Origin of the sequence: Antarctobacter sediminis (assembly GCF_019218285.1) — a bacterium.
Lineage (GTDB): Bacteria > Pseudomonadota > Alphaproteobacteria > Rhodobacterales > Rhodobacteraceae > Antarctobacter > Antarctobacter sediminis.
Window position 1 is genome coordinate 720,033 of the sequence record NZ_JAHUZG010000002.1, and the last position, 17,200, is coordinate 737,232.

The window sequence follows — 17,200 nt, forward strand, 5'->3', positions numbered from 1 at the left end:
CATCACGCCAATCAAGACTCACGCCCGAAAACCACGGCGCTGGCCGGACGGGCCCGTCGCGCTATCTGCTGCGCTATGCGCCTGTTTCCGATCCTGTTGCTGGCCTCGACGCCGCTGCACGCGTGGGAGTTTTCCCCCGTGCCTGTCTGCACCGTGGTCAATGAAGCGCCCTTGCGGGTAGAGGTCACCTATGACGGCGCGCTTTACGCGATCCGACTGACGCGACGGGGCGGGTGGCCGGATGGCCCGGTGTTCAGCCTCCGGTTCTTGCCACAGGGCCCTGCGATCTCGACCACTCGGCACGTGATCGACGGCGAGACCCTGACCGTCACCGACACCGGTTTCGGAAACGTGTTGAACGGGTTGCAGTTCAACCGGACCGCCTTGGCCGTGATTGGAACGCTGGAGGCACCGATCAATTTGACCGGTGCCAGCGAACCGGTCGCGGCGTTCCGCACCTGCCGCCCCGGTCCGGCTGTCTAGGCCGTCTCAGGCACGGTCAGCGCAGGACATGCACTGAACATTGCGCGTGGCGCACCACCTGCGCCGCCGTCGATCCCAAGAGGTAATCCTGCATCCCCGGACGGTGCGAGGCGATCACGATCAGGTCCACGGAATTGTCGCCGGCCCAATCCAGAATCGTGCGCCCCGAATGGCCCGAGATGACCTGCCCCACACCGCCCGGAACCGCCGCTGCGATATCCGAGATTTCGTCCTCAATCGCCTTGCGGGCCTGAGCGGTATAATCCGCCGGCAAATAACTGGCGACATACCCCGGCACCTGTTCCAGCACATGCAGAAAGGTGATGCGCGCCCCGTCGTCAGCCAGTTTGCGGGCAGCGGACGTGGCCATGCCGATGCGCGCGTCGCTGTTTTCGTCAAAGGCAATCGGCACGAGAATGTTCTTGTACATGGTGGATCCTCCTGTCCAGACAGAGTGACCGCTTGCCCGCCCGACCACCTTGACACAGGTCATGTGCCCATCGGCCGCCACGCAGATGCCACAATCCAAACACAATGTCCGAATACAACATCAACCGGTGTCAGAACGCACCGCAAACAGGCCCCACACCCGATCACAGAACGGATCGACGGCGCCGGACATGCCCAGTGGCGCGCCGCATGGCGAACGCCCGCAGGATGGCAAGGAGTTTGCACCATGCGTTACCTGATCGCCGAAACCAGTTGGCCCCTCATGGCACTTGCCAGCGAGCTTGCCACCGCCGGAGTTCTGCTGACCCGAACGGACCGGCCCGAAGACATTCCCCAATTCCTGCAAACCACCGAAGCGGATCTTTTGGTCCTCGACGCGTCGGATCTGGACCGTCCGGGCCTGTCGCTGACACATCTGCGCCGCCTTCACCCCGAATTGCCCATCGTATTGATGAGCCGCGACCCCTCGCATGGCGACATCGTGCGCTGGCTGGACAGCGGCGCGGACACGGTTCTGGACGCCTCCGTGCCCCCCGAAGAGGCCGTGATGGTTCTTGCCGCCATCGCCCGCCGCGCGCATGGCATGTCTCAACCGGTGCTGCGCTACGGCCCGCTGGCCGTCAACCTTCAACGTCGCAAGGCCTATCTGAACGACTGCCCGGTCAAGCTCAGCCCCAAGCTGTACGAGCTTTTGGAATATATTGCGCTGCGCCCCGGTCGCCTTGTCAGCCGTGCGGCCCTCCTCGGCCATATCTACGGGCTGGAAGATGAACCCGATCCGCGCGTTTTCGATGTCTATGTCTGCAACCTGCGGGCCTGCCTTGAGGTGACCGAAGGGGCCGTCGACATCGAAACCGTCCGCGGGTCGGGATACCGTTTCACGGCGGCCTGCCTAGACGCAGCGATTGCCGCCTGACCGGACCTAGAAAGTGGCCGCAACGTCATACAGCACCGGTTCGAAACTCCGGCACAGGGCGTTCAGATCCCGGTTGCGCTTGCGCATCTCCGGCGATCGCAGCATGGCAAGGAAATCGTCGCGTTTCTGCCATTGCGAATAGTTGGCAATCCGCGTCTGGGCATCGTTCACATGCAACGCGGCCGCAATGAAACCGGGCTGTTTCGAGATAAATTCGGCATAGGCCGATTGCAGCGCATCCAGCAGATCCTGACACTGGCCCGGGCTGGTTTCAAACGTGGTGATGACGGTCTGGGCATCAGAGGTCACGGTGATGGTTGGCATGGGCGACTCCTCCTTGTGTTCCGAAGTGTTGCACGGATTCGGACCGTGGCCAAACCCGCGCGTTGCCCCACAGACACCCGCCAGAAGGGGCGGATTTCCTTGACACGAACAGGCGCGACGGGCGACACACTTTGCATTCCGTGACAAAACAAGCGCCCAAGCGCAGCACGAGCAGGATAACAGGCCCATGAACAGCACCCAGCGTATCGAGGAGTCCATCCGCGACTCGATCATTTCGCGTCCCGACATCATCCTCGACGACAAGGACCTGATGCAGGCCCTCATCGCCGCCAATGAACGGGCCATGGGCGGTAATATCATCGACCTGCGTGGCATCGCCATGGAACGGCTGGAGGCACGGCTGGACCGGTTGGAGGACACGCATCGCAGCGTGATCGCCGCCGCTTATGAAAACCTCGCCGGCACCAATCAGATCCACCGCGCCGTTCTGCGGATGCTGGACCCGGTGGATTTCGAAACCTTCCTGCATGACCTCGGCGGTGAAGTGGCGCAGATCCTGCGCGTCGATTACATCCGGCTCGTTCTGGAAACCGCCCAGGAAGAAGACGACCCCGTCGTCAACCGCCTTGGTGACGTGCTGTCGGTCGCGGAACCCGGTTTTGTCGAAAGCTACGTCGGTCAAGGCCGCGAGGCGCCGTTGCGCCCGGTTGTCCTGCGCCAGCTTCAGCAAGGAAACGAGGCTATCTTTGGCGAGCGCGCCGATTACATCCGGTCCGAGGCCTGCCTGCGGCTGGACTTCGGTGCCGGCCGCCTGCCCGGCCTGCTGCTCATGGGATCCGAGGATCCGCACCAGTTCACGCCGCAACAGGGCACCGACCTGCTGGCCTTCTTCGGCGGCGTCTTTGAAAGGGCGATGCGGCGCTGGCTGGCGTAAGGCCGGCCCATGAGCCTCGATATCTCTCCCGCCGCCCGCGACGCTTTGGCCAACTGGCTGGAGTCCTGCAAGGCGCTCGATGGCGCAGCCGACAACACGCTGCACGCCTATCGCACCGATGTGCTGGACTTTATCGCCTTCCTGACGGCGCATCACGCCGAACCTCAGGGGCTTGCGCCGCTCTCCAAGGTCAGCACCACGGACATGCGCTCCTGGATGGCGCATCTGCGGCGGCAGGATGTCGGATCACGCTCGATCGCGCGCAAACTCTCGGCGGTCAAGAATTTCTACCGCTGGCTCTCGCGGCGGGAAGGTTTTGAACCAACCGCCGTCCTGTCCGCCCGCGCGCCCAAGTTCCAAAAGAAACTGCCCCGCCCACTGACCGAAGACGCGGCGCGGGCGATGATCGACACGGTCGAGATGCAATCCACCGACAGTTGGCAAGGCGCCCGCGATGCGGCGGTCGTAACGCTGCTCTACGGCTGCGGGCTGCGGATCTCCGAGGCCCTGGGATTGAAAGGGCGCGACCTGCCCTTCGGATCCGCCCTGCGCATCCTCGGCAAAGGCGGCAAGGAACGCGTCGTTCCGGTGCTGCCCGTCGCCAGCCGCGCTGTCGACACCTACCTGCGCCTCTGCCCCTACCCGGTCGAACCCGACCATGCGCTGTTCCGGGGCGCCCGTGGCGGGCCACTGAACCCTCGGATCGTTTCCAAGGTGACGGAAAAGGCGCGTATGCAGCTTGGCCTGCCCGCCAGCGCCACGCCGCACGCCATGCGCCACAGCTTTGCCACCCACCTTCTGGCCGCCGGCGGCGACCTGCGCGCGATTCAGGAATTGCTGGGCCACGCTTCGCTCTCGACAACGCAGGCCTATACCGCAGTCGACGAGGTACACCTGATGAAAGTCTACGAGGCAACCCACCCAAAGGCCTGACCGCCACCTCTGCTTTGCTTCGGAGCCGCCGTCGCTTGCGCCCCCAAAGGCAGTGACGACGCCGCCGGGCAAGCGAAATCGCCGAGGGGCCCCATGAAATGGGGAGACGGCTATTTTGCTTGAGCGGAGGGGGCGGCTCTGCCATGCAGGGGTCAAGTGAAGGTGGATCCGAAGCTTTTGCTTTGGTGAGCCTGAAGCGGTTTCACACTTCCGAAAGGACGCCATGCAGCTTCTTCAATCGCCCGCCTCGCCCTTTGTGCGCAAAGTCAAGGTCACCCTGCACGAAACCGGTCAGCTTGACGACGTCGAGATGGTCGGTGTGACCGCCTCGCCCATGACCCCGGACCCGGCGCTGATTTCGGCCAATCCGCTGGGCAAGATTCCTGCGTTGATGCGCGACGATGGGCCCACCTTGTATGACAGCCGCGTGATCTGCCGCTTTCTCGACGCCCGCGCGCAGGCCGGGCTTTATCCGGAAAACCGGATCTGGGACACGCTGACGCTCGAGGCGACCGGCGATGCGATCATGGAAGCCGCCGTTCTGATCATCTACGAAGAACGATTTCGGCCTGCCGAAAAGGTCTCGATGGATTGGATCGAGGGACAGTGGGCCAAGGTCTCCCGCGCGCTTGATGCGCTTGGCACCCGTTGGATGAGCCATCTGCACGGCCGTCTGGACATGGGGCATCTGGCTGTCGGCTGCGCCCTTGGCTATCTCGATTTTCGGCACGAGGCGCGCTCGTGGCGCACCGGGCGGGATGCGCTGTCCGACTGGTACGCCGATTTCGCAAAACGCGAGTCTATGATCGCCACCACGCCGTCGGGCTGAAACGACAAAGGGCGGACCAATGTCCGCCCTTTTGCTTGTGATCGGACCCCGGTTCGCCCCGGGCCAATCCAGATCAGAAATGCAGCGACACGCCGATGTTCAGCGCGTTGGTCTTGATGTCGGTCTTGAAGGTGCCGCCATCGTCAAAGGTGCCTTCGTTGGTCGAATAGGTGAACTGGTATTCGCCAAAGACCGAAAAGCGATCATTGATCGGATAGCTGGCGCCTGCGGTCAGGCGCACGGCCGGGCCGGTCACCTGATAGCCATAGGTCCGCGATCCGCTGGCGTGATCCGCATCCACATGCGGAAAGGCGAAACCGATACCGCCGCCGACATAAGGGGTGATCTTGCCCCACTGTTCCTTCCAGCGGCGCATGACGTTTGCGGTGATCACGTTATGGCCGTCCGTGAACTCGAGTCGCGAAAAGCCAAGAGCCGCCCGGGCCTTGTCATCGGCATAGGCTTTGGTGTGCGTGTATTCGACACCGAAACCCAATGTCTCGCTCCGCCACCATGTCGCGCGGGCACCATAATACGGAGGGGCAGAAAACGGCTTGCCTTCCCAACCGACAAGCTGGTCATAGCTGCCGCCGCCATTGGGCAGGTCGCCCGAAATGCGGCTGTGCGGCAGGGTTTGCCAACCCGAGTAGATCGACAGTTCCATCTCGGCTGCGGCGGGCGCTGCGAGGCCGATCAGGATGCCAAGGGAAAGAATCAGTCGACGCATGGTGCCGCCCCCAAGAATTGCTCGCCGGGACATAATCATCGCGGGAACGGTGTTTCAACCGCGACAGATGCGCGCGAGCGTGGAGTGTGAGCCTTTTGCATCCTTTACCCGTCATGGGGTCCCGGATAGATAGCGTGCCTGAGCGGGGTCCGGAGTCTTTCGAGCCTCCGGAAACCATGGGTTTTACCGCGGGCCGACGGCCCCACAGAAATGGAGCGAACCTCGTGTCCCACGCAGAAGACCACGAAGGCACCCGAAGGGATTTCCTCTACTACGCCGCCGCCGGCGCCGGGGTCGTCACGACCGGCGCTGCCGTCTGGCCGCTTGTCAACCAGATGAACCCCTCGGCGGACGTGCGCGCGCTGTCCACCATCCGGGTAGATGTCTCGGGCGTTGCCCCGGGCACGCAGCTGACGGTCAAGTGGCTGGGCAAGCCGGTGTTCATCCGTCACCGGACCGAGGACGAGATCGCCGAAGCCAAGGCACAGGACGTCGCGATCGAGGACGGGTCCGCTCCGGCTCTGGTCGATCCGCTGGCCAACAACGCCAACATCGATTCGGGCGCACCGGCGACCGACGCCAACCGCACCCTGCCCTCGCCCGAAGGTCAGCCCGCAGAGGCATGGGTCGTCCAGATGGGCGTCTGCACGCACCTCGGCTGTGTGCCGCTGGGCAACGCAGGCGAGTTCGGCGGCTGGTTCTGCCCCTGCCACGGCTCGCACTACGACCTCGCCGGTCGTATCCGCAAGGGTCCGGCACCGCGCAACCTTCCTGTCCCCCCGGCCGCTTGGGTCGACGACAGCACCATCCTGCTGGGTTAAGGAGCACAAGACATGGCTGGAATCCCGCACGACCATTACGAGCCCAAGACCGGCGTGGAAAAGTGGCTGCATAGCCGCCTTCCGATTGTCGGCCTGCTCTATGACACCATCATGATCCCCACGCCCAAGAACCTGAACTGGATGTGGGTCTGGGGTATCATTCTGACGTTCTGCCTTGTGCTGCAGATCGTGACCGGAGTTATCCTGGTGATGCATTACACGCCGCATGTCGATCTGGCGTTCGCCTCGATCGAACACATCATGCGCAACGTGAACGGCGGCCACTTTATCCGCTACCTGCATATGAACGGTGCCTCGCTGTTCTTTGTAGCGGTCTACGCGCACATCTTCCGCGGCCTCTACTACGGGTCGTACAAGGCCCCGCGTGAAGTGACGTGGATCATCGGCATGCTGATCTACCTCTGCATGATGGGCACCGCTTTCATGGGCTACGTTCTGCCCTGGGGTCAGATGTCCTTCTGGGGCGCGACCGTGATCACCGGCCTCTTTGGCGCCATCCCGTTCATCGGTGAGCCGATCCAGACATGGCTGCTGGGCGGACCCGCCGTGGACAATGCCACGCTGAACCGCTTCTTCTCGCTTCACTACCTGCTGCCGATGGTCATTGCCGCGCTTGTGGCCGTGCACATCTGGGCCTTCCACACCACGGGCAACAACAACCCCACCGGTGTCGAAGTGCGTCGCGGCTCCAAGGCCGAAGCCGAGAAGGACACCGTTCCGTTCTGGCCCTACTACGTGATCAAGGACCTGCTGGCGCTGGCCGTGATTCTGGCGATCTTCTTTGCCATCGTCGGCTTTATGCCGAACTACCTCGGCCATCCCGACAACTACATCGAAGCCAACCCGCTGGTGACGCCCGCGCACATCGTCCCGGAATGGTACTTCCTACCGTTCTACGCGATCCTGCGCGCCTTCACTTCGGACGTCTGGCTGGTGCAGCTGGCATCCTTCGTGACCGGCGGCATCATCGACGCCAAGTTCTTTGGTGTTCTGGCGATGTTCGGCGCGATCCTGGTCATGGCCCTGGCGCCCTGGCTGGACACCTCGTCGGTGCGTTCGGGCCGTTACCGCCCCATGTTCAAGTGGTGGTTCTGGCTGCTGGTCTTCGACTTCTTCGCCCTGATGTGGCTTGGTGCAATGCCCGCCGAAGAACCCTTCGCCAGCCTCTCGCTGATCGCCTCGGCCTACTGGTTTGCCTATTTCCTGGTGATCCTGCCGCTGCTGGGCGTGGTCGAAAAGCCGCTGGCGCAGCCCGACACCATCGAGGCCGACTTCGACGCGCATTACCCGCCGAAAGCTGACGCCAAGGGCGCCGGCGCCGCGACCCCGGCGGAATAAGACAAGAAGGACCGTTAGAGATGTTCAAGAAACTCACCCTCGCGGCCCTCGTGGCCTTCGGTCTGGCCGGCGGCGCACATGCCGCCGGCGGCGAGGCCCACGTCGAGGACTTCCAGTTCTCGTTCGAGGGGCCCTTCGGCACCTGGGACCAGAACCAGCTTCAGCGTGGCCTCAAGGTCTACACCGAAGTCTGCTCGGCATGTCACGGGCTGCAATACGTCCCGCTGCGTGACCTCGAACAACTGGGTTACTCCGAAGAGCAGGTCATCGCCTACGCGGCCAACTTCGAAGTCTACGACGAAGAACTCGAAGACTTCCGCCCCGCCAAGCCGACCGACCACTTCCCGGCCAACACCGCGGCCGGCGCGCCCGACCTGTCGATGATGGCAAAGGCACGCGCAGGGTTCCACGGCCCCTTCGGTCTTGGGATCAACCAGCTGTTCAAAGGTATGGGCGGCGCGGAATACATCGCATCGCTGCTGGACGGTTACACCGGCGAGGAAAAAGAAGAAGCAGGCGCCATCCTGTACGAAAACCACGCCTTTCCCGGCGGTTGGATTTCGATGGCTCCGCCGCTTTACGGTGACGACGTCGAATTCGACGATGGCCACTCGACCGACCTGCATCACACGGCGGCTGACGTCGCGGCCTTCCTGATGTGGACGGCGGAACCCAAGATGATGCAGCGCAAGGAAGCAGGCTTTATCGGCGTGTTCTTCCTCGTGGTTCTCTCGGTGCTGCTGTACCTTGTGAACAAGCGGCTCTGGGCACCGATCAAGCGCAAGCCGACGGCCTGAGCCACGGCAGCCTGAAAAAGCAAAGCCCCGCCAAACTGGCGGGGCTTTCGTTTTTTGACGCCGGTTCATTGTGGGTCACGATCAACCCGGCATTCCGATATATGCGCGAAACGCCTCTGGCGGATCACCAAAGAACCGCTCGACCGGTATCGGCGCGTCGACCCGGCCATCCGCCACCAAAACAACCTCTTGCGCCCAATCCTCGGCATCGCGGGGGTCATGTGTAACCATGACCACCAGCGCGGCCAGGCTCTCTCCGACCTCGCGCACCAGCGTCAGCATCTCGCGCTTGAGCGCCGGGCCAAGAGCCGCGAAAGGTTCGTCCAGCAGGATCACCGGGCGCGCCATCAGAAGGACACGCGCCAAGGCGGCGCGACCCTGCTGGCCACCCGAAAGCGTACCGGGTTTACGGTCAGACATCCCGTCAAGCCCCACGCGGGCCAACGCTCCGCCTATGCGTTCACGCATTTCGGCGTCCGGGCGCCGCCCATCGGGACGCAGAGCCAGCCCAAGGTTGCGCTCCAGCGTCAGATGCGGGAACAGGTTGCTGTCCTGAAAGAGAATAGAGATCGGTCTCTTTTCGGGAAGCGAGGCCGTCAGGTCACGCCCCTGCCACGAAATCCGCCCCGACAGGATCGGGCGAAATCCGGCAATTGCGTCCAACAAGGTGGATTTCCCCGCCCCCGACGGCCCGACCAGCGCAACACGTCGACCGGGCGCAAATCCAAGGTCCGCGCTTAGCGGGCCACTGTCCATGGCAACCTTCATGGCTTCAAGCCGCAGCATTTGCCCGCCCTCCCCTGTCAAACAGCCAGAACAGGCCAAGGCTCAGTCCAAGCAACAGCAATGCCGCTCCGGCGGCGGCTTCCATCTGGTAGGATCCCATCAAACGATAGACCTGCAAGGGTAGCGTCGCCCGGTCAGGATCGGCGAACAGCGCGATCACGCCCAGATCCCCCATCGCCAGCGCGGCGGTCAAGCCGGCAGCAAACCCCATCGGGCGCCGCAGGCGCGGGATCCAGACCAGACGCAGCCATGCCAGCCGCGTCAGCCGCAGGCTGGAAGCAAGCCGGCCATAATCGCGTGATACGGCCTCTGCCTCGGGGCGCAGGATACGCAGCGCGAAGGGCAACGCCATCAGCGCATTGACCACGCCAGTCACCGGCAGCGCCATGTCAAACGGATTCACGAACGGACGCAGGATCAGGAACAAGCCGGTGCCCAGCACAAGCGGCGAAATCGCGATGGCGGGCAGTGCCAGAAGCTCTCCGCGCCGCGTCGCCAAGGGCAAGGCCCATGCCATACACAACGCCGTCGACCCCAGAGCCAGCAACAGAGAATGCCCCGCTGCACGCAGCGTGTCCGGTGAGATCAGCAGCAGGCCGGGCATTCCGCGCAGAATGACGGCCAACAAGGGCACGATAAGGAACAGCGCCGCGGCCATGATCCAAACCACATCCCAGATCCGCGCCAAACGCCCCTGCCCGTCCCAGCGCGGCACCCTGCGATCCCGGCCAACGCCAAACCCGGCCTTGGCCGAAACGCGCACGGCCACCACGCCCGCCGCAAGCGCCAAGACAAGCTGCAACACCGCCAGAGAGGACGCACGCCCCAGATCGAAATCGAAACGCATCGCCTGGTAGATGGCCAGTTCAACGGTGGTCGCGCGCGGCCCGCCGCCAAGGGTCAGGGCCACGGCAAAGCTTGTCAGGCAGATGACAAAGATCACGGTGAAGGCTCCGGGCAGCACCCGGGCAATCAATGGCCATTCGATCACCAACCAACGCGCGCGCCACGACAAGCCCAGCGAGGCGGACAGGCGGAAATGTTCCGCAGGCACCGTGACCCAGGCCGAAAACAGCATCCTGACCGCAAGCGGAAGGTTGAAAAAAACATGGGCAAGGACGACGCCGTGCAACCCGTAGATGTCCAGTGTTGGCGCCCCCAGCACCCGAAGCGCCGCGTTGACCAGGCCGGACTGACCAAAGACCGCGATCAACCCCATGACCGCGACGATCACGGGCAAAATGAACGGCGCGCCGAGCAGGGTCACCAACAGCGCCCGCCCCGCAAACCGCCGACGGGCCAGCGCCTTTGCCACCGGAAGGGCAAGAACCACGCTGACACTGGCCGACAGGAACGCCTGCCACAGCGTAAAACGCAATGCCTGCCAGTCCCCCGGGCCAAGCGCGCCAAAGCCCCCGGCCCGGGTCAGAACGACGGCGACCGGCCCCAGCGTCAGGAACGCCAGGACCAGTGCGGCGCTTATTGCGACAGCGCGCGACGCCATGCCTCGATCGCCTCGCCGCGCAGCGCTGCCGCCTCATCCTCGGAGTAGAAAAGCACCTTTTCCGGCATGTCCAATTGCTGGAAACCCGCCGGCCACTGATCTTCGGGCAAAGCTGCCGGGAACGACCAGTTGCCGGTGGCGATCATGCCCTGAAAATCCTCAGACAAGATGAACTGCATGAACTGGTCGGCAAGCTCGGGCTGGTCCGTCCCGGCCAGCTTGGCGGCCAGCTCCACCATGAAATAGTGGCCTTCGGGAAAGATCGCCGCCTTCTTGGTCTCATCCCCTTCGGCGATGATGTGGTAGGCGGGCGAGGTCGTGTAGCTCAGCACCATGTCGGCTTCGCCATCGGTGAACAGCCCGTAGGATTCCGACCAGCCCTTCGTGACGGTCAGGATCTTGGGCGCCAGTTTGGTCCACGCCTCTTCGGCCTTGTCGCCATAGACCGCTTGCACCCACAGCACCAGGGCCAGCCCCGAAATCGACGACCGCGGATCCTGAATCACCAGCCGCAGGTCGTCGGGTGCATTCAGCAGCGCCTCAAAGCTCTGCGGGGCAGTGTCGACCCGGGTCGTGTCATAGACAAAAGCCGTGTGGCCATAGTTGAACGGCACGAAAACCTCATCCGTCCATTCGATCGGCAGCGTCAGCGCCGAGAAATCCACCCCGTGTTCGGCGAAAAGGCCGGATTCGCGCGCTTTTTTGGTCACATCCGTGTTCAAGCCGATGACCACGTCCGCTTCGGTCCGAGCGCCCTCCAACAGGATGCGCGGCAAGAGATCGCCGGGTTTGAATTGAAGATCGCAGGCGCAGCGTGCCTCGAACAGTTCCTCGATCTTGGGGCCCGGGCCCCATTCCGAAACGAAGTAATCAGGCGCATAGACTGTCAGAACGGGGGTGTCCGCCAAGGCCATGCTGGCGCTCAGGCATCCCGCGGCAACAGTGAAGGTCAGTGACTTCATGAAGTCCTCCAATATTGCGGCGCAAGGGCAAGATTGGAGTCCCGGTGTCCGGTCCCTACCTTCCCTCCGCCGGTGTTAACCGGTTCAGGTTCAACGGGTTCGTCCGGCAAACGGACATCTCAGACGGCTTGTGCGCCGCCACCCCGAGGTGAGGCGGAACCTAGCGGCGACAGGTAGGAACATCAAGAAAAACCGTGATTTTTCGCATATGTTATGGTAAGTCTTTGCCATCCCGATAATTCAGGAGAAAGGAGGCGCCCTTGGGGGAACGCGTGTACTGATTTTATGTCTCGAGCTGGTAGTGATCTGGCTCATCTATCTTTTCTTCGGCTGGCTGGCGGCCTTCGAGATGCCCCTCTGGCTTTCCACTTTCATCGTTATTGCCGTAGACCGTGCGACCAGCGCGGTGGGCGATTTTGCCCGTCAGCGGCGCGATCTTCTCGAATAGTCTTGGCATTGGTCCCCGGCTTGCGTATCCCGCCCGGAAACGAGGGGAACCCGCCATGAGCCTGAACACGTTCGGACATCTCTTCCGTGTGACCACCTGGGGCGAAAGCCACGGACCGGCGCTTGGCGCCACGGTCGATGGCGTCCCCCCGGGGGTCGAGATCGACGAGGCGCAGTTGCAGCACTGGCTGGACAAGCGCAAGCCCGGCCAGAACAAGTTCACGACGCAACGGCGTGAACCCGATGCGGTGCGGATCCTGTCCGGCGTGTTCGACGGCCGCACCACCGGGACCTCGGTTCAGCTCATGATCGAGAACACCGATCAGCGGTCCAAGGACTACTCCGAGATCGCGCAGAAATTCCGCCCCGGCCATGCGGACATCACCTATTTCCAGAAATACGGCCTGCGCGACTATCGCGGCGGCGGGCGGTCCTCTGCGCGCGAAACCGCGGCGCGCGTCGCGGCGGGCGGTCTTGCGCGGGCGGCGCTGTCGGCGCTTGCTCCGGGGATCGAGATTCGCGGTTACATGGTGCAGATGGGCACCCATGCGATTGACCGGGCCCGGTTTGACGACGCGCAAATCGATGCAAACCCGTTCTGGTGCCCGGACGCCAAGGCGGCAGAGGATTGGGCCATCTACCTGGACGATCTGCGCAAGTCAGGTGAGAGCGTAGGCGCAGTCGTCGAGGTGGTGGCGCGCCGCGCGCCCGCCGGTCTGGGCGCGCCGATCTACGGCAAGCTGGACACCGATCTTGCCGCAGCGATGATGTCGATCAACGCCGTCAAAGGCGTGGAAATTGGCGAAGGTATGGCCTCGGCCGCGCTGACCGGCAGCCAGAATGCGGATGAGATCTATATGGGCGAGGATGGGCCGGTCTATTCCTCGAACCACGCCGGTGGCATTCTGGGCGGCATTTCGACAGGGCAAGAGATCGTCGTGCGTTTCGCCGTCAAACCGACCTCGTCAATCCTGACCCCGCGCAAGACCATTACCCTGACGGGAGAAGAGACCGAGATCGTGACAAAGGGGCGTCATGACCCCTGCGTCGGTATCCGTGCCGTTCCGGTGGGCGAGGCGATGATGGCCTGCGTTCTGCTTGATCACCTTTTGCTGCACCGCGGACAGGTGGGCGACGCTGGCGGGCGGATCGGCGGCTGAGACCTGCGCGTCAGAAATCCTTCCACTGTCCTGCGTCCCCCACGGCCTGCTTGAAGGCAGGCTGTGGCGACTGCACGGGCACGCCATAATCCGGGTCCTCTTCATCGATCGTGGCCTGAACGGGCTGAAGTTCCTCGGCATCCCAGCTGCCATGAACCAGCGTTTCCATATCCGGCAGGGCAGCGTCAAACTCCGCGGCGGGGTCCTCCCCTACATACGAAGTGTCGGTATCTGTCGCGCGTGCAGGAGGTTGCCAGTCATCGACGCCCTGCACCGCAGTTTCCTGCGCAGCAAAGCGTGCGAGCACATCCGACAGGCGCGTGGCCTCTACCCTCAGTTGCTGGCTGGCGGCATTGGTCTGACTGACCATCGCGGCGTTCTGCTGGGTCACCTTGTCCAGTTCGCCAACACCGACGTTGATTTCCTGAACGCCGCTGGCCTGATCCTTCGCCGACGCGGCGATATCCGAAACCATCTCGGACACTTCGCTGACGCTTTCGACGATATGGGTCAGCGTCTCGCTGGTTTCCTGCACCAGCTTTTCGCCGTCTTCCACCTGCTGGGTGCTGTTCAGAACCAGTTCCTTGATCTCACTGGCCGATTCCGACGCGCGCTGCGCGAGGCTGCGAACCTCGGAGGCCACGACGGAAAAGCCCTTGCCGGATTCCCCGGCGCGCGCGGCCTCGACCCCCGCGTTCAGCGCCAGCAGATTGGTCTGAAAGGCAATATCGTCGATCACGGTGATGATCTGTGCAATCTGTTCGGAGGATTTCGCAATCGACCCCATGGCCTGCAAGGCCCGTGCCATCACGTCGCCGCCCTGTTCGGCCCGGCGGCGTCCTTCACCCACCTTTGCATCCACTTCGGACGCCCGGTCCGAAGCTGTCTTCACACTGGCAGAGAGTTGGTCCAGCGCCGCCGCGGATTCCTCCAGCGTGGCGGCCTGCACCTCGGACCGGCGCGACATCTCGTCAGACATGGAAGACAGTTCATTGGCGTTGCCTGTCACCGCATCCGCGCTTTGCCTCAGTGAACCGACGAGATCCTCCAACGCCCCGGCAAGGTTATTGAAGTCAGCGCAAAGCGTGACATAGCTTTCGCCCAGATCGCGCCACTCCCCCTCTTCCATCCGGCTTTGCAGATCGCCGCCGCGCAACCGGCTCATGGCGCCGCTGAGGGTCTGGAACAGATCCACGCGCCGCCCGTTTTCCTCGGTTGCGCGTTTTTCGGCGGCATCGGCCGCCAAAAGCTTGCCGCGCAGATCATCAAGGCTGCGTGAGATCATGCCAACCTCATCCGCCCGTCCCGTATCGGCGATATCGACCGCATAGTCCCTGTCCGCCAACCGGGCGACGGAATCCCGCGCCCGCTGGATCGGTGCGGACAGCGAGCGCCCGAAGATAAACGCCAGCACCAGCGCGATGACCACGACAATGCCATTGCCAAGCAACTGCTTGATATCAGAGGCGGCGGCGGTATTCGTGGCGTCAGCCTCAAGCCGGGTAACATCAGCGGCCAGTTCACCGCTGACCTGAAACAGCTCCAGCCGGATTTCCTCTAGCTCGGGCAAAATGGCTTTGTAGGCAAAAGCCTTGCGGTCGAACAACGCCAATCCAGACAGGTGATCGAACTCATCCTCCAGCGCGCCCAGGCGTTGCGCCATCTCTGCCAACTGGGTGACGGTTGCATCCCGGCGCGCTTCGGCGACGCGCGTATCCGCGAAACTGGCCGGAACCTCGGCAAAACGATCCGACATTGCCCCGATCTGATTCTGCATCACGTCGATCTGCGGATCATCCCCTGCGACGAACAGCAACAACGCCATTTCCGCGTTCTGCATGTTCTGCGTGAGCTCGCCCAATAGCTTGCTTTGAGAGAACACGTCAGACGCATGGTACAGCTTGCCCGTCAGTTCCGATTTGACCGTCCAGGAGATCACGGACAGCACCAGAAGCGTGGCGATGAAGGCAGACGCCAGCATCATGACCTGAATACGGATCGAAAACCTACCCATCAAAAACCCTCGCCTTTGGCAGCGGGGCAAATCCCCCGGCCTATCAGAGAGGGTTTAGCGGGAGCCCGGTAAACAAAACTTTCCGGGCGGACAGGAATTCACATTCAATTCTTCGCAGTTTTGCGTTCAACTGACGGGATCTTGGCCAATTGCACCGCAAGAATACCTGCCGCAATCACCGCAACGCCCAGCATGTCCAGCGGCCGCAGAGACTCGCCCAGAAAGGCCGCCGCGATGGCAACGCCAAGGAACGGGTTGAGAAAGTGGAATGTCGCCGCGCGCACCGCGCCGATCCGGTCAACCAGCAGCACCCAGACAAAGGTCGCCGCCAGACCGGGCACCAGAGTGGTGTACAGGAAGGCCGAGATCAGAGAGGCGGACCATTCGACCTGTACCGTTTCCAGCGCCAGTGCCGGCACCCAAAGCACCGCGCTGCCCACCAGCATCTGTAGCCCCACCACCATCATGAAATTGCCCCCCGACGTTGCGCCGTGCAGCGACAGGGTTGCCACGGTCAGCGCCAGCACCCCGATCACGCAAAGCCCCACACCGTAAAGGTCCAGCCCGCCGCCGAACCGTGCGCCCATGATGATCGCCACCCCGGCAATACCCGCCAAAAGGCCGAACACCGCCTGTTTGCGCAGCGTATCACCCAGAAACAGCCACCCCGCCAGCGCCACCAGCAAAGGCATGGTCGAGGCGATGATCGCAGCCAGAGAAGCCTCGATTGTCTGCATGGCGACGAAGTTCAGGCCCAGATACAGCGCATTCTGACAGATGCCAAAGACGATTGTCGCCCGCCATTGATTACGGGTCAGCCGCCAAGTCTGGCCCATGGCCCGGGCGATCACGACCGCCAGCAGCCCGGAGATCAGAAAGCGCAACGCCAACGCAGACAGGGGCGGCGCCGCAGCAACGATGATACGGGCAGAGGTGAAGGCCGAGGACCACATGACCGCAAAGGCGAGGCCCATCAAAATCGCACGAATATCCATGGCCATATGGGTAGGGGCTTTCCTGACGTTGGGAAAGCCCTCACGCGCGGCTTTGCTCCGGCGATTGGCAGCCATGCACACAGCGCATTGCCGCGATGCTTTTATTCGGCGACCTGCGCGGGTTTGATCAGCGACTCCAGATGCCGGGTCTTGATGTAAATCAGACACCCACCTTCGCTGCGGATCCGGTTGCCAGAGCCGGTCGGACTGCGCAGCCATGTGCCCGCCGGATAGGTTCCGTTTTCATCCGTCAGCGAGCCCGCAACCACAAAGATCTCTTCCGGCGTTCCATGACCTGTCCCATCCAGAGTTGCGCCGGGTTGAAAGCGAACCATGCGCACGCGTTCGCCCGGAACGTCATGCAGCAACAGTTCCTGCACTCCCTCCGTCTTGCCGGGGGCAAACTCTGCCCTGCGGGTGTCGATCACCTTTTGCTCGGTGTCATCCTCTGCGAACTGGCACAGCTTGACCAGGATCGTCGCCCCTTCGGGACCGATGTGCGGGCGATGGGCCGTGCCGATGGGGTTCCGTACATAAGTACCCGCCGCGTAGTCCGCGTGTTCATCGGAAAAAACGCCCTCCAGCACAAGGAACTCTTCGCCGCCACCGTGGGTATGCGCGTCGAACTGGCTGTTGGGGGCAAAGCGCACAATCGTCGTCGCCCGCGCAACTTCATCCCCGATCCGGTCCAGCATCATGCGTTCGACACCATTGGCGGGGGAAGCGCGCCACTCATAGTCCTCGGGGCGGATCACGACACGTTTCGAAAAATCGGCGTTCAGTTTCATCCATCCCTCC

The 17,200-nt window shown here is 62.9% G+C and carries 19 protein-coding genes and 1 riboswitch; of the genes, 10 read left to right on the top strand and 9 right to left on the bottom strand.

Translation table 11 applies throughout. The features are described from left to right. The first annotated feature begins 75 nt into the window (after positions 1-75). The gene (locus KJP30_RS11370; protein WP_246594470.1) at positions 76-483 is read left to right on the top strand and encodes a hypothetical protein; all 408 of its coding nucleotides are present in this window, start codon (positions 76-78) and stop codon (positions 481-483) included. 16 nt (positions 484-499) lie between these two features. Here the strand turns inward: KJP30_RS11370 and KJP30_RS11375 are convergent, their stop codons facing one another. Beyond that, a complete protein-coding gene (locus KJP30_RS11375; protein ID WP_218449348.1) occupies positions 500-913 on the bottom strand; it encodes a universal stress protein in 414 nt (137 codons plus the stop codon). Between the two features lie 246 nt (positions 914-1,159). On the opposite strand from KJP30_RS11375, the gene KJP30_RS11380 reads away from it, so the two are divergent. Beyond that, the gene (locus KJP30_RS11380; RefSeq protein WP_218449350.1) at positions 1,160-1,849 is read left to right on the top strand and encodes a response regulator transcription factor; all 690 of its coding nucleotides are present in this window, start codon (positions 1,160-1,162) and stop codon (positions 1,847-1,849) included. 6 nt (positions 1,850-1,855) lie between these two features. Here the strand turns inward: KJP30_RS11380 and KJP30_RS11385 are convergent, their stop codons facing one another. Beyond that, positions 1,856-2,173: an antibiotic biosynthesis monooxygenase family protein gene (locus KJP30_RS11385; protein ID WP_218449352.1), complete on the bottom strand. Its 318-nt coding sequence runs from the start codon at positions 2,171-2,173 to the stop codon at positions 1,856-1,858. A 187-nt stretch (positions 2,174-2,360) separates the two neighbouring features. On the opposite strand from KJP30_RS11385, the gene KJP30_RS11390 reads away from it, so the two are divergent. The 3 genes from KJP30_RS11390 to KJP30_RS11400 all read left to right on the top strand — a co-directional run bounded on the left by KJP30_RS11390 (position 2,361) and on the right by KJP30_RS11400 (position 4,830). Further along, positions 2,361-3,068 carry a DUF484 family protein gene (locus KJP30_RS11390; RefSeq protein WP_218449353.1) on the top strand — a complete coding sequence of 236 codons (708 nt, stop codon included), beginning with the start codon at positions 2,361-2,363 and terminating at the stop codon, positions 3,066-3,068. A 9-nt stretch (positions 3,069-3,077) separates the two neighbouring features. Next, positions 3,078-4,001 (top strand): tyrosine recombinase XerC, encoded by a 924-nt coding sequence (locus tag KJP30_RS11395; protein WP_218449354.1) that lies wholly within the window; start codon positions 3,078-3,080, stop codon positions 3,999-4,001. Positions 4,002-4,224: 223 nt separating this feature from the next. Continuing rightward, a complete protein-coding gene (locus KJP30_RS11400) occupies positions 4,225-4,830 on the top strand; it encodes a glutathione S-transferase (protein ID WP_218449355.1) in 606 nt (201 codons plus the stop codon). Between the two features lie 73 nt (positions 4,831-4,903). Here the strand turns inward: KJP30_RS11400 and KJP30_RS11405 are convergent, their stop codons facing one another. Beyond that, positions 4,904-5,557, bottom strand: a complete 654-nt coding sequence (locus KJP30_RS11405; RefSeq protein WP_218449356.1) for an outer membrane protein — start codon at positions 5,555-5,557, stop codon at positions 4,904-4,906. Positions 5,558-5,781: 224 nt separating this feature from the next. On the opposite strand from KJP30_RS11405, the gene petA reads away from it, so the two are divergent. Genes petA through KJP30_RS11420 form a run of 3 tightly spaced genes read left to right on the top strand, consistent with a single transcriptional unit; the run spans position 5,782 to position 8,534 of the window. Further along, positions 5,782-6,378 (top strand): ubiquinol-cytochrome c reductase iron-sulfur subunit, encoded by a 597-nt coding sequence (gene petA, locus KJP30_RS11410; protein ID WP_218449357.1) that lies wholly within the window; start codon positions 5,782-5,784, stop codon positions 6,376-6,378. A gap of 12 nt (positions 6,379-6,390) precedes the next feature. Then, complete coding sequence (gene petB / locus KJP30_RS11415; RefSeq protein ID WP_218449360.1) at positions 6,391-7,737, top strand: cytochrome b; 1,347 nt, start codon at positions 6,391-6,393, stop codon at positions 7,735-7,737. 20 nt (positions 7,738-7,757) lie between these two features. Beyond that, complete coding sequence (locus tag KJP30_RS11420; RefSeq protein WP_218449361.1) at positions 7,758-8,534, top strand: cytochrome c1; 777 nt, start codon at positions 7,758-7,760, stop codon at positions 8,532-8,534. An 81-nt stretch (positions 8,535-8,615) separates the two neighbouring features. Here the strand turns inward: KJP30_RS11420 and KJP30_RS11425 are convergent, their stop codons facing one another. From KJP30_RS11425 to thiB, 3 genes are read right to left on the bottom strand one after another with little or no spacing between them, the layout of a single operon-like run. Further along, positions 8,616-9,320 carry a thiamine ABC transporter ATP-binding protein gene (locus KJP30_RS11425; RefSeq protein ID WP_218449364.1) on the bottom strand — a complete coding sequence of 235 codons (705 nt, stop codon included), beginning with the start codon at positions 9,318-9,320 and terminating at the stop codon, positions 8,616-8,618. Then, entirely contained in the window at positions 9,307-10,824 is a 1,518-nt protein-coding gene (locus KJP30_RS11430; RefSeq protein ID WP_218449365.1) for a thiamine/thiamine pyrophosphate ABC transporter permease ThiP, read from the bottom strand. The genes KJP30_RS11425 and KJP30_RS11430 overlap by 14 nt, the downstream gene beginning before the upstream one ends. Next, positions 10,800-11,786, bottom strand: coding sequence for a thiamine ABC transporter substrate binding subunit (gene thiB / locus KJP30_RS11435; protein ID WP_218449366.1), 987 nt, complete (start codon positions 11,784-11,786; stop codon positions 10,800-10,802). Before thiB ends, KJP30_RS11430 begins: the two co-directional genes overlap by 25 nt. Before the next feature lie 44 nt (positions 11,787-11,830). Next, positions 11,831-11,942, bottom strand: a riboswitch (TPP riboswitch). Between the two features lie 145 nt (positions 11,943-12,087). On the opposite strand from thiB, the gene KJP30_RS11440 reads away from it, so the two are divergent. Together KJP30_RS11440 and aroC are read left to right on the top strand one after the other, a co-directional pair. Beyond that, positions 12,088-12,234, top strand: coding sequence for a hypothetical protein (locus KJP30_RS11440; RefSeq protein ID WP_218449367.1), 147 nt, complete (start codon positions 12,088-12,090; stop codon positions 12,232-12,234). A 55-nt stretch (positions 12,235-12,289) separates the two neighbouring features. Beyond that, positions 12,290-13,393, top strand: coding sequence for a chorismate synthase (aroC, locus tag KJP30_RS11445; RefSeq protein ID WP_218449371.1), 1,104 nt, complete (start codon positions 12,290-12,292; stop codon positions 13,391-13,393). A 10-nt stretch (positions 13,394-13,403) separates the two neighbouring features. Here aroC and KJP30_RS11450 read toward each other — a convergent pair whose 3' ends face one another. From KJP30_RS11450 to KJP30_RS11460, 3 genes are all read right to left on the bottom strand, one after another. Then, complete coding sequence (locus tag KJP30_RS11450; protein WP_218449375.1) at positions 13,404-15,407, bottom strand: methyl-accepting chemotaxis protein; 2,004 nt, start codon at positions 15,405-15,407, stop codon at positions 13,404-13,406. Between the two features lie 104 nt (positions 15,408-15,511). Further along, complete coding sequence (locus KJP30_RS11455) at positions 15,512-16,402, bottom strand: DMT family transporter (RefSeq protein WP_218449377.1); 891 nt, start codon at positions 16,400-16,402, stop codon at positions 15,512-15,514. A gap of 101 nt (positions 16,403-16,503) precedes the next feature. Next, on the bottom strand, positions 16,504-17,190 hold the full coding sequence (locus tag KJP30_RS11460; protein WP_218449380.1) for a cupin domain-containing protein: 687 nt from the start codon (positions 17,188-17,190) through the stop codon (positions 16,504-16,506). Positions 17,191-17,200 lie beyond the last annotated feature (10 nt).